The organism is Streptomyces sp. 2A115 (assembly GCF_052245575.1).
In the GTDB taxonomy this organism is placed as follows: Bacteria; Actinomycetota; Actinomycetes; order Streptomycetales; family Streptomycetaceae; genus Streptomyces.
The window spans coordinates 73,333-85,474 of record NZ_JBQQCG010000047.1; the positions used below are offsets into that span (position 1 = coordinate 73,333).

Annotated in this window: 10 protein-coding genes and 2 pseudogenes; 6 read left to right on the forward strand and 6 right to left on the reverse strand. The window is 68.4% G+C overall.

The window, feature by feature from the left end; genetic code table 11:
* Positions 1-122: 122 nt before the first annotated feature.
* Entirely contained in the window at positions 123-695 is a 573-nt protein-coding gene (locus ACTWQR_RS33405; RefSeq protein ID WP_443230941.1) for a hypothetical protein, read from the reverse strand.
* Between the two features lie 159 nt (positions 696-854).
* Here ACTWQR_RS33405 and ACTWQR_RS33410 point away from each other — a divergent pair, with 159 nt between their 5' ends.
* A complete protein-coding gene (locus ACTWQR_RS33410) occupies positions 855-1,508 on the forward strand; it encodes a response regulator transcription factor (RefSeq protein WP_443230950.1) in 654 nt (217 codons plus the stop codon).
* Positions 1,505-2,674, forward strand: coding sequence for a sensor histidine kinase (locus tag ACTWQR_RS33415; protein ID WP_443230942.1), 1,170 nt, complete (start codon positions 1,505-1,507; stop codon positions 2,672-2,674). The genes ACTWQR_RS33410 and ACTWQR_RS33415 overlap by 4 nt, the downstream gene beginning before the upstream one ends.
* A gap of 182 nt (positions 2,675-2,856) precedes the next feature.
* Here the strand turns inward: ACTWQR_RS33415 and ACTWQR_RS33420 are convergent, their stop codons facing one another.
* The gene (locus ACTWQR_RS33420; protein WP_443230951.1) at positions 2,857-3,147 is read right to left on the reverse strand and encodes an SCO0607 family lipoprotein; all 291 of its coding nucleotides are present in this window, start codon (positions 3,145-3,147) and stop codon (positions 2,857-2,859) included.
* A gap of 367 nt (positions 3,148-3,514) precedes the next feature.
* Here ACTWQR_RS33420 and ACTWQR_RS33425 point away from each other — a divergent pair, with 367 nt between their 5' ends.
* Complete coding sequence (locus ACTWQR_RS33425) at positions 3,515-4,633, forward strand: Imm32 family immunity protein (RefSeq protein WP_443230943.1); 1,119 nt, start codon at positions 3,515-3,517, stop codon at positions 4,631-4,633.
* Between the two features lie 393 nt (positions 4,634-5,026).
* A pseudogene (locus tag ACTWQR_RS33430) lies at positions 5,027-5,665 on the forward strand (replication initiator); the annotation flags it as partial.
* On the opposite strand, the gene ACTWQR_RS33435 reads toward ACTWQR_RS33430, so the two are convergent.
* A complete protein-coding gene (locus ACTWQR_RS33435) occupies positions 5,560-6,189 on the reverse strand; it encodes an RHS repeat-associated core domain-containing protein (RefSeq protein WP_443230952.1) in 630 nt (209 codons plus the stop codon). The pseudogene ACTWQR_RS33430 and the gene ACTWQR_RS33435 overlap by 106 nt on opposite strands.
* A 526-nt stretch (positions 6,190-6,715) precedes the next feature.
* On the opposite strand from ACTWQR_RS33435, the gene ACTWQR_RS33440 reads away from it, so the two are divergent.
* Entirely contained in the window at positions 6,716-9,538 is a 2,823-nt protein-coding gene (locus tag ACTWQR_RS33440; protein ID WP_443230944.1) for an ATP-binding protein, read from the forward strand.
* Here ACTWQR_RS33440 and ACTWQR_RS33445 read toward each other — a convergent pair.
* The 3 genes and pseudogenes from ACTWQR_RS33445 to ACTWQR_RS33455 all read right to left on the reverse strand — a co-directional run.
* Entirely contained in the window at positions 9,516-9,758 is a 243-nt protein-coding gene (locus tag ACTWQR_RS33445; protein WP_443230954.1) for a hypothetical protein, read from the reverse strand. The two genes, ACTWQR_RS33440 and ACTWQR_RS33445, sit on opposite strands and share 23 nt — an antisense overlap.
* Positions 9,691-10,137, reverse strand: a complete 447-nt coding sequence (locus ACTWQR_RS33450) for a hypothetical protein (protein WP_443230945.1) — start codon at positions 10,135-10,137, stop codon at positions 9,691-9,693. Before ACTWQR_RS33450 ends, ACTWQR_RS33445 begins: the two co-directional genes overlap by 68 nt.
* An 817-nt stretch (positions 10,138-10,954) precedes the next feature.
* A pseudogene (locus tag ACTWQR_RS33455) lies at positions 10,955-11,092 on the reverse strand (IS30 family transposase); the annotation flags it as partial.
* A gap of 143 nt (positions 11,093-11,235) precedes the next feature.
* Between ACTWQR_RS33455 and ACTWQR_RS33460 the strand changes: the two are divergent.
* Positions 11,236-11,928, forward strand: a complete 693-nt coding sequence (locus ACTWQR_RS33460; protein WP_443230946.1) for a PASTA domain-containing protein — start codon at positions 11,236-11,238, stop codon at positions 11,926-11,928.
* Positions 11,929-12,142 lie beyond the last annotated feature (214 nt).

A 12,142-nucleotide genomic window follows, 5' to 3' on the forward strand; every position in this document is an offset into this window, starting at 1 on the left:
CGGCCGCCGCGCATCCCAGCATCACGACAACGACCGCGGTCACACCGCAGGACACGCGCCGGAAGGTTTTCCTGCGCGTACAGCCCCCGGAGCGAGCCGGGTCCATTCTCGTGCGCTTCATGTCATCGCGCCGGCGTGGCAGCGAAGGGAACCTGAGGGTACTTCTTGCCGCAGATCCCGTATGCCTTGTTCCACGCGGCGGGATCCACGTCCTGCGGCACCGTGAGGGCCGCACCGTCCTCCGGCTTCGGGTCGGCCACGTCGGGCAGCCCGTTCTCGCGCAGGCATGCGGCGAGGCCTCGTGCCGCCTTCATGTCACCCGCGCGGAGCTTCTCCTGGAGCTGCTGCATGCCGGGGACCATGGCATTGCACTTCTGCGTGTCCTCCTTCATTTGCTTGGCTTTCTGCCCCGCTGCCGCGTCGTCTGCCGTGTCGGGCCCTGCGGCCGGCCTGCGAACCGCTCCGTCGTCGCCCATGCGGAGCTCGGTGTGTCCGGCGTCGTGCATGCAGCGCAACCACGCCTGACGGATCGCGTCGGCGTCCTTGGGCCGCGGAGTGCTCCCACCGTCCTTGTCGGTGGCGGCTACTTCTGGGACCGGATCATTCTGGACGAGTGAACAACCGGTGAGGGACAGCACAGCGGTGCCCGTCACGAGAGCGGCTGCCGCGGCCCGTACAGCGGTGATCGAAATCAAGGGATACCTCCTGGAGGTGGTTTTGGCAGCGGGGTGCCGCCGTGGCCAACTCAGTTGTATCCACGACCCGGTTGGGTGCCGGTGATGATCGGCTAACCCGTACCTAACCTCCGCTCGCTCATGCTGGAGGTGCACACCGCCGCAGGAGAGGAGCCGCGCATGCGGGTACTGGTGGTCGAGGACGAGGAAGAACTCGGGCAGATGATCGCCGACGGTCTGCGCGCCGACGGCATGACCGCGGACGTCGCCGGGGACGGGGCGAAGGCATTGGAGATGGCCGCCGCTGTCGACTACGACGTCCTCGTACTCGACCGGGATCTGCCGATGGTGCACGGCGACGCGGTGTGCCGTGCTCTCAACACCGCTCGGTATCCGGCGCGCATCCTCATGCTCACCGCGGCCGGCAGTTTGAGCGACATCGTGGAAGGGCTCGGCCAGGGGGCGGACGACTACCTGGCGAAACCCTTCTCGTATCTGGAACTCGTCGCCCGGCTCCGCGCGCTCGGCCGCCGCGGGCCTGGGACCACACCGACCGTCCTCGAGCGGCGCGGCCTGCGGGTGGACACGCTACGCCGACTGGCCGAGCGCGACGGCAGACTACTGCGCCTTACCCCGCGCGAGTTCGGCGTCCTGGAAGCATTGATGGCCGCGGACGGCGGAATCGTCTCCTCGTCCGAGCTGCTCGACATCGTGTGGGACGGCGAGATGGATCCCTCCAGCGGCGTAGTCAAAGTGACGGTGCATCAACTGCGTCGGAAACTCGGTGATCCGGCGCTGATCGAGACCGTGCCCGGCTTCGGCTACCAGCTGTGAGAGACCGACTCGGGGCGCTGCGCATCCGCACCCGGCTGGCCCTGCTGAACACCGCGGTCTTCACCGTCGGCGGCGGTCTGCTGCTGGCGGCCTCGTGGCTCAGCGCGCGCCAAATCATCGAGGCCAACAGCACCACCATCGCGCCGACTCCGGCCACAGCACCCGATTCCGGAGAGAGAGGCGGGCCGGTGACCACCGTACCGGGGGCGTCGACGACTCGGTTCGACGAGTTCCGCGACGCGGTCCTGGCCGACCTGATGACACGCTCACTGCTGATCCTTGCGCCGCTCGCCGTGCTGTCGATCGCGGCCGCCTTCTGGATCGCCGGGCGTTCCCTGTCCCGCATCGGTCAAGTCACCAACACCGCACGGGACATCAGCGAGAACAGCCTGCACGCCCGCCTTCGTCTGGTCGGGCCGGACGACGAGGTCAAAGAACTGGCCGACACCTTCGACATGATGCTGGACAGACTGGAACGCAGCTTCAGCGACCAGCAGTTGTTCACCGCTCATGCCTCCCACGAACTGCGCACCCCACTGACCATCCAGCGGACGGCCCTGGAGATCCCGTTGGCCCATGGGCGGGTGCCCACCGCGCTGGAGCCCGACATCCGGCGTGCGCTGGCCGCCACAGACCGCTGCGAGCGCCTCCTCGGCTCGCTGCTGGTACTGGCACGGGGGGAGAGCGGATCCCTGCACCGGCGCCCCTCCGACCTCGCCGAACTGGTGCGCACCGCAGTCGCGGAGCTGGGCAGCGAGATGGACGCGGCCGACGTAGCCGTTCAGTCCGACCTGCGCTCGGCACAGGTCATCGGCGACCCCTCCCTGCTGGCCCAGCTCGTCGCGAACCTCGTCACCAACGGCGTTCGCCATAACCATCGCGGCGGAACCCTGTGTGTCCGGACTCTGGACGATGGCTCGGGGTGGTCCCGCATCGAGGTCGAGAACACCGGTCCACCGGTCGACGGCACCGAGCTTCCCGCTCTCTTCCATCCATTCCGGCGCGGCACCACACGGGTCAAAGGTTCCGGGCTCGGTCTCGCGGTGGTCAAGGCGGTCACCGACGTACACAGGGGCCGGCTGGCCGCAGCGCCCCGTCCAGGAGGCGGTCTCACGATCCGGATCGAGTTACGGACCGGTCAGCCGTTGCTCCCGCCGCCGCCCTGACCCGCCCGACGAGGCGCTTCTTCATGTGACATCCCGGCCCGTTCGGGCGGCTCGGTTACTGCGAATGAACTTGTGGTGTCGGTAGTGGCTGACGGCTCTCGATCCCTGCGGTGTCACCCGCGCATGCGGTACGCACAAGGCGGCGGATTGACCAACGGATCAGCATCCGGTCGGTGGCCGTGTCACTGCCCGGAGGGGTCCGGGACCTTGATGATCTTTCCGTTCTCGTCAATGGTCCGGGTTTCCCAATACTTGTCCCACTTGTCACCGACGTGCTCAGGGGCCTTGCCTGCGGGGTAGCGGGCGTAACCCTTCGGTGGCTCCTCTCCGTTGGTCACACACACGCTGCCCGTGCTGCCCACGGCCAGGACAGGGTACTGACCGCCGCCACAGCTCGCGCCCTCGGTCGAGCAGCCAGTGGCCAACAGCATGATGATCACAGAGGCCAGAGCGAGGGCCAAGCAAGCACGCAGAGCGCCACAACCGAACCCGGTGAGCCCTCCGACCCGTCCCTGGCGCGACCGCTTCCGACCGAGCAGGTCGAGCCTCCGCCACGCGAGTGACGCACCTCCGCCGCGCTCCGCCCCCTGAAAACCCCACATGTCTGCGCCACGGCTACCAGCCGTCGCGCAGGCATGTCCTGTTTCCGCAGGTGAGAGGCGCAGTACCTGGACCGCCACCGCCTCACCCCTTCATCGAGCCGATCACGAGGCTCAAGGCCCCAGAAACGACGAAATACCGGTGAGTCACATGACTCGACCGGTAATTCGTGAACGCTTCGGGACGATCTCGTGAACGTCCCCAGGCATTATGGAGGCCGACCTTGAAGGAGCCACGCCTGTGAGACTCGAGTCCGACCCCGTCTGCGGCGAAGTAGATCTCACCGCGACGGCGACAGAACTGGCCCGCCTGGCCAGGGCGATAGCCGACGGCGAAGGGTTCATCAGCTCCGCGTCTGCGTCTTCACCTGACCGCAACACCCTGGCGGGGGTCGAAGTCAGGACGGCACCCGGCTCAGGCGTCCGCATCGCTCTTGACGCCCAGCGGCAGACCCTTGTGATCAGCGGCGATCCCGGCTCCCGGGCTGTCCTGGCCGAAAATCTGCAGGCCATGGCCACCGCCGAGGACGGCGGTCACCTCCACATCGACTACTTCCCCGAGCATCCCTACCTGATGGCAGGATCACTGCCCTTGGTGGTCAACAGCCCGCACGGAGGTATGCCGGCCGGCCTCTATCCAGAGTTGGCTGTGCCGGGCGGCTTGGGAGAAGCGCTGGCTCGCGAAGCGGCTCGCCACGGGCACGCTGTCGGCCCCATGGAACCCGTTGAGGGCTTCGCCCCAGCGGCAGCCGCATGCCGCGTCCGGGGAAAGGCGCAGTTCGCGGTATATGCGACCAACGACGACGAACGCGAGTTGCGTATCGAGATCTCCGCGGACTCCGGATGGCCCTGGGGCGCCTTCGGCAGCACCGATAGCCTTGCGGTAGTGGCCGCCATCCTGCACGAATGGTGTGAGGGCGCATCGATCGGCCAGCTGCGCCGCGCGTGGACGCTCCTCACGGATGACCCGCTGAAGGCGGCACCGCCTGGAAGGGTCGTGTCGACCGCCTGGCGGCTGACCCTGGAACGCTCGCGGATGATCAGGCTTGGCGACGCCGAACTTGCCGAGGCTCTTTATGCGCAGCCGGCCCTGCGTGTCTTCTTCCCGTGGCCGTCGCACGGCCAGTTCAGCCTGCTCAGCAGCACCGCCGATCCGTTCCACAACGAGCTTCCACGGGTGATTCCGACAATAGACGGGCTGTGGGATGTGGTCGCAGAGGGATCTGCGCAGACACGGTCACGTGTGCTCGGTGCCCGCCTCAGCGCCGGCGAGGCGGCAGCGCTGGTGGCAGCGAACATTCCGGCAGGCAGCGGCCCGGCCATCGAGGGAGGCTGGCCCAAGCGCGAGAGTACCCCCTGACCTACGACCGCACGAGCCTGCACCATCGACGGATTTCGCCGTCCGGGGTCAGGCACTGCGTGACCGGCACAATGTCCCGGTGACCCTCTTTACCTGCGCGAACCGCGAGCACCCGCTCACCGGCGATCTGCAGGAATCACACACCGCCCCGGCCAGCGATCACCTGTCCGACCATCGCATCGCCGACCCGCGGGTGGCGCAAGGCACCTATGCGATCAACTACGACGCCACGCTGTTCATCCCGCATCCTGACGACGTGCCAGGCACCGCTGTGCATCCCGGCTCAGGACGTCGTGGCGGCTGCTGCGGACTTCACGGCCAGGACGGTCCCAACCCCGTCTGCGCAGACTGCGGCGCCGAGGCCGCCACCAAGGAATCGGACTGCTGGACCGAGCCGTCATCCGACTCGACGGCCCGGACGGCAGCAGCCAGCCCCCGCCGCCGTACGCCACCGTCGCCGTACTCACCAAGGCCGCCCGCGCCGCCGCCGCGCGGGTCCGCGTCACGGTCGCCTCGGATGCGGTCGGGGAACGCGAACTCGGCTGGGGCGAACAGTTCGACGTGCGCGAGATCGCCTCCTTCGGCACCGACGCCGAACTCACCGACCAGGCCGTGGCCGCCTACGTGGCGAAATACGCCACCAAGTCCGCCGACGCCTCCGGCACCCTCGACCGCGCCCTGTTCTGCCGCCCCTGCCAGGGACGCGGCGCCACGGTCCTCCCCCACGGGACCCCGCTCCCGTGCACCGCCTGCGGCGGCACCGGGCAGGCCCGGCCGTTGCCCCGGCTCGCCGTCGCCCGGCACGTGCGGCAGATGATCCGCACCTGCTGGGAGCTGGGAAAGCTGCCGGAGTTCGCCGATCTCAAGCTCTGGAAGTGGGCGCACATGCTCGGCTTCCGGGGCCACTTCTCCACCAAGTCCCGCAGCTACTCCACCACCCTCGGCGCGCTACGCGACGCCCTCCGCGCCTGGCGCACCGAACAGGCCCCCTCCCAGTCCCCGAAATCCGGCAGCACCAGGGACTCGACTATCTCCCAGGTCGAGTTCGGGTTCGAGGTCCCGTACCAGACGGGGAGTATCTTCGGCTGGGTGACATCACCTGAGTTGCCGGTCCCTCCAGTGTGACTCGTGCTGCCCGCCTGGGCGGTCCCACCGCTTCCGCCGGTGGTGGTGCCGGGCAGGTCGACCGTGTCGACCTCCCCATTACCGTCGGTGTCGATCTTGCAAGGGCCGTAGGTGCACATCTCCAGCAGGCCGCTGGGGTCGCTGTAGTTGACTGGATCGTTGCTGCTGTAGCTGTAGGCCGACAGGTTCTGCGGGTTGTAGGGAGTGCTGAGGGGGTCGGGGCTGAGGAAGCGGCCGAGGTTGGGGTCGTAGGCGCGGGCTCCGAGGAGGGACAGGCCGGTGCTGGTGTCCTCCACCTTGCCGAGGAAACCGTTGTCGGTTCCCGTGGGCAGGGCACCGGCGCGTTCGTCGCCGAAGGGTGTGTAGCGGCGGCGGGTCGCTGCTCCGGTGGTGGCGTCGACGGCAAGCTCGTTCGAGGGGCTGGCAGGCAGAAGCCGTCCGTGACGGCACTCTGCCCGCTACACTCCCACCGCTCGGCGTTTCCCCAGGTCAAGCCACGAAGTACTGCTGGAGTACTAGCTCTTCACGGCGAAAGTACGGTCGAACAACAGCCGTCATCCAGGTCAGGTGCAGGAGGCCGATCGCCACGGCGAGGGGCCAGAACCCTGCCCACGGCCAGTTGCCCGCTTGTTCCCTGATAAAGGTGACGTCAGCAACGACCAGCACAGTGAACGTGAAGCACAACAGTGCTCATGTCGGCCGTGGACGACCGTTCCGCCTGCCCAATTCCCTGCCAGGGAACCGGCGTGCAATGTTCGCCCGTGGGGGTGGCCGATGGTTGCCACGCCCGGTTCCCGGAGACCGCCGCGGAGGCGCCCGGGCCGACGGTGTCGGCCCCGTAGTCTTAACTCGGACACCAGGGAACAAGTGACCCGCCGGTAGCTTTCAGGGCTTCGCGATGGTGGTTTCCTTCGGCTGGCGGGGCACGTCCGGCCGACCACCGTGCACAATCTGAACGTGGCCAATCAGAGGACACCTCCCGAGGTAGGCATCTCGGTCCGTGAGGCCGAGGTCCTTGCCGCACTCGGTGAACATCTGACCAACGCCGAGATCGGCGCTCGGTTGTTCATCTCTATCCGCACCGTTGAAAGTCATGTCTCCTCGTTGCTGCGCAAGCTACAGGTGGACGATCGCCGTGCCCTGGCTGCTGTATCGGCGAACCTGCTCTCTGATCAGGAGGGCGCGCCGGCCGCAGTCGCGGCGCTGCCCTCGCCGTTGACGCCGTTTGTCGGGCGGGTGGCCGAGCGGGCGGCGCTGGCCAAAGCGCTGCGCGAGCATCGGCTGGTCACGGCTGTGGGACCGGGCGGGGTCGGCAAGACCCGCCTGGCCCTGAGCGTCGCTGCTGAGGCGAACGATCGGTTCGCCGACGGCGTTTGGTACGTCAACCTGGTACCCGTAATCGACCCATTGGTGATCGCGGCGGCGATTGCGGACGCGCTGGGCCTCGGGGAGAGTGCGGGCCGCTCAGCGACGGACAACGTCCTGGGCTGGACGGCCGGCCGGGAAACGCTGCTCGTGCTGGACAACTGCGAGCACCTGCTGGACGGCGTGGTGGTCCTGCTGGAACGGCTACTGGCCGGCAGCCCCCGGCTGGCGGTGCTCGCCACCAGCCGGGCCAGGTTGCTGGTGCCCTTCGAATGGGTGTTTGCGGTGCCCGGGATGTCCGTCGAAGCCGACGACAGCGGCCCCGGTGACGCGGTCGAGCTGTTTGTTGGGCGGGCCTCGGCCGGCGGGAGCCTGCTGACGTCCGACGACAACAAGCGCATCGCCGCCGTCTGCCGGTGCCTGGACGGCATGGCGCTGGCGATAGAACTGGCCGCTGCCCGGTACGCGTCGCTCGGACTTGATGGGCTCGAAGCCGGGTTGGCCGACCGGCTGCGGCTGCTGACCGGCGGACCACGGATCGATGACCGGCACCGTTCGTTGCGCGCGACGCTCGACTGGAGTTACGCGCTGCTGGCCCAACCCGATCAGGCGGTGCTGCGCCGGATCTCGGTTTTCGCCGGCCCGTTCACCGCCGGCGCTGCGGCGACGGTTCTGGCCGGTTGGCCGCCGGAGCCGGCCGGCTCCATGGCGACCATCCTGGCCGGGCTCGCCGACCAGAGCTTGCTGATCGCAATCGCGGAGCCGAGTGGAACTCGCTACCGCGCCTTGGAAACGATCCGTCAGTACGGCGCAGATCGGCTCGAAGACGCCGGCGAGTCGGACCAGGCACTCTCGCGCCACCTCAATTGGTGTCTGGATGAAAGCGCAGATCTCCAGGTCACCTCCCGCGAACTCGCCGGTTCCTGGCGAGGGGCGTTCGATCGGGTCGCCGACGAGTTGCGGGGTGCCCTGGCCTGGGCGGCCGGCAACACTGAATACCGTCCCGAGGGGTACCGGTTGGCGATCGGGTTAGCCGAGCTGGCCTTCACCCGGGGCATGCCCGGGGAGTCGCAGCGGCGCTACGAGCAGGCGGCCGAGCTCGCCGCGGACGACTTGCTGGCCGCCGGCGCCTTGCGCTGTGCGGCAGGTGCCGCCGAGTCTCGGCATTTCGGCAACGACGCGCTGCGGCTGCGCAGGGCTGCGGCCGACGCAGCGATACGAGCGGGTGATCGGGTTGGCGCGGCTGGTGACCTCGCCCGGAATGCCGAGTTCATCAACCGCGCCCCGGGGCTGATCGAGACCGAGCCCGCGGCCGGAGAGGTGGAGGCGCTGATCGCCGAGGCGTGGACGCTGGCCGACAGCGACCTGGCTGCGCAGGCGCGCCTGCTCACCGCCGAGGCGTGCAACGGCGCGATCGCCGATCCGGCCACCCTCGAGCTCATCGAGCGCGCGCTCACGCTAGCCCGCCGCATCGATGACCCACTGATCGAGAGCGCCGCGCTCGACCAGCTCACTGCGGTGCAGCTGGGCCGCGGCGAGGTCCGAGCCGCGGCGGCCAGCGCGATGCGGCGCACCGAGCTGTTGGCCCCGCTGCAGGTGACGGCCACGACCGGGTTTGAGTTCTTCGACGGGTTCGGCATGGCCGACCATTGCGCCGTCGCCGCCGGTGACCTACGAGCCGCGAGGAGACATGCCGAGCGCTTGCGGGATCTGCCGTTCTACCGTGAGGAGGGCCACTTGGCGACCAGGCGGATGCTCGTCGTCACGGCGCTCGCGGGCGACTGGGACGAGACGATCACGCTGGCGGAGCGTTTCCGCGAGGGGTGGGGCCGGGCCGGCCGGCCGCGTGCGGGCAATCTCAGGAGCGCCGCGTATGCGGCCGCGACGGTCCACGGACTGCGCGGGGACGACGACGCCCGTGCTGTGTGGCTGGACATCATCGACGCCCTCGGGACGCCGGGCCGCTCGCCGTCGCCGCTTCGGTACGGCGAATTTTTCGACGCCTTGCTCCTGCTGCACCGCGGTCTGCCCCAGCAGGCGGTGCAGGTGTTATACACGCCTCCGGGGCAGTTGACGGACTGGTACGACAGCGTGTGGCGTACCTGGTACGCCGCCGTGTGGGCCGAGGCAGCAGCCCTCAGCGGGCACCAGGACGCCGCCGCTCGCATTCAGCGCGCGCGCCTGGTGACGGTGGGAAACCCGATCGCCACCGCCATCGTCGACCGAGCGGCGGTCTTGGCCTCAGGAGACGTCGGCCGCGACGGTTTGACCGCCGCGGCCGCTGCCTTGGAGGGTGCCGGCTGCCGCTACCAATGGGCCCGGGCGCTCGTCTTCCTCGGCGGGGAGCAACGAGCACGTGGCGAGTCCGAGCTGGCGAGGATGGGTGCGACGGCTATGGCCTGGCCTCCACAATGATGTTGAACGGGGTCTCGGTCGCCCGCCGCACGTGGCTGAACCCGACCTCGCGCAGCACGGCGGCCAGTCGGCGTTCACCGGCCTGCGCACCCAGTCCCAGTCCGACTTCCTGGGCCGGCGAGCCTGGCGTGCAGATCACCGTGGACAGGCCGTCATAGGTTCGTCCGACCGGGTTCAGGTTCTGCTCCAGTACGTCGCCGGCGTTCGGCTGGACCAGCAACAGCGTGCCGTCCGGTGATGGAGCGGTCGTGCTCTGCCCAGCCGACGCCCGCGCCGGTGCGGAATGCGTCGACGAATACCTCGTGGTCGGCGTAGCACGACGCGATGGTCTCGAAGGTGCTGCCGAGGACGATCGGGCTGTCTTCGTTCGCGACGACCATGGCCTGTTCCGCCGGTTCATAGGTGCCGCCGCCAGCCGGGTTGTAGACGACATAGCCGCTGGCTGCCTGGTTGCCGAGCCACGCACGGACATGGCGCTCAGTGGTATCGACGCATTGCGCCAGCACGGACGAGGTGATCGGCCCGGCGTCGGCCATCGCCTTGTAAAGGCCCAGCCGGTCGCCGATGTGCAGCAGCAGCCGGGAGATGGCTGCCCTCAATGTCAAGCACCGCCTGTCCGACGAACGCCTCGAGTTTCGCCTCGTCGATCATCGCGGCGGCGGTTGCTGTGGTCATTGGTGTCCACGCTCTTGGGTGCAGGTCCCCGATGGATCTGCGTGAAGGAGCGTGCTCGCATGCCTGGGTGCAGCGCATCGGTGCCGAGCACGGATGCCACCACGCAATCCTCGGGTCCGTGGCGGGCACGGATGTCTGATAGCCCGCTCTGGCTCAGGGTTGGCACCAGCCACAAACGGTCGCTGGTTGAGCACCCTCGAAGGAGCATTGAAGATGATCCCACACCACGCCGTTGCCGCCCTGGCAGCCGCTCAGCGCACCAGCATGCCGGCGCCAGGCGCGAGCCTCATGGCTGGCTGAGCACGCTCTTCGCCATCGGCAACGGACCCGCGCTTCGGCTACCCGACGGTCGCCGCTGCGCCAGTTCCAAGGACTGCTGTCCACACCACCCGAGCCGCCGGCAGCCATGACCACGGCTGACGTCAGGGGCTCTGTCCACAATCGGGCTCCCAGCAACGAACGGCGGGCACGTTGATGCCCACACCGCCGGGATCGTCCGGGATTCCCTACCCATTCCGCCGCCGCGCAACGCTCATCAGCAGACCGACCGTAGCCACGGCTGCCGCCACCGGACGTAGCGCACCTGCGGCGCGCATGGACCTAGGCCAGACCCACCGGCCCGTTCGGTCCAGACCAATAGAGAGAAGGACATCGTGAAGGCACGCAGCAAGATCTTCGGGACGCTGGTGATGGCCGCATCAGCCGGCGCCTTGAACATTCGTTACATGGGCGCGGGCCAGGCTCACGGCGTAGTTCGCCGCGGCTTTGGACGTAGAGGGCCTGGTAGACGGTCTCGTGGACCACGTGCATCTCCGGCCGGTCGGGAAATTGTGTCCGCAGAGCCTGGTAGATCTGCTCCGGGCTCCACCGCTTGTCCATCGCCCAGTACCGCTGAGCGGACCGGTGAGCGACAGGTCGGTCCCGGTGAAACAGACTGTCGACCAGTCGCTGACGACCCCGGCTGGTGCCTTTGGCGGTATCCACCGCAGCCGGGGCGCCGCGCATGTCAAGAAGGGGGAATCATGGATCAACCATCGAATGTGGCACACCACCAGATGCCCGGGAGGATGGCCACCTGGCTGCGGAGGCGGGCAGGCCGGTGGGCGCGGTCGCCCAAGGCCGGGGTGCTGGTTGTGGTGGCGCTGCTGGCGACCGCCTTCGCCGTGACACCCGCGCACGCGGACGACCCGGGGCTGAACTGCGCGCTCACTGCGACCGCCTCGATCACGGTCGCGCCATCACCAGTGGTGTTCGGGCAGAACGCCCAAGTGCAGTGGAGCGCCGACGGCGTGAACTGCTCCTCCGAGAACGCGTTGCAGATCAGCGGACCGGGCTTCAACCCGTCGACGGAGATCTTCCCGGTCGCCGGCGGTTCGCGGTCGGTGTCCATCGACTTCACCGGCACCGCCACCTGGGACGTGACCGTGCTCGACCTGTCGTCGGACACCGGGTTTTCCAGGCACCTGGCATCCCTCACGGCCTCGGTCACCGGCGTCACCTTCGTCCCGGACCTGACCGGCGACACCCGGGCTCAGGCCAGGCAGGCGCTGTCGAACGCGGGATACATGCTCGGCGGCGTGGGCAGTGCCGTCGACTGCAACAACGTACAAAGGGTGAGCAGGCAGAACCCCACCGCGGGTACCCCTCTAGTACGGGGGTCCTCGGTGTCGATCACGATCGGCACGAAGCCCACGCCACCCAAAGTGTGCCCGTGACGGATCAACTGCCCTCCACAAGCGCCGGGACCGCGGAACTCGCGGTCCCGGCGCAGGCGTGTAAGGCCGCCTATGGTGCGCATGCGTGGGTCTATCATGATTTAGGTGTTTTTAGGCCCTTTGGCCTAGTGGTTTTGGGATGGTCCGACTGGCCTATACCCGTCCGGCGGTAAGGCGGCCGTCGAAGAGCTGGTCGAACTCGTTCAGTGCCGCC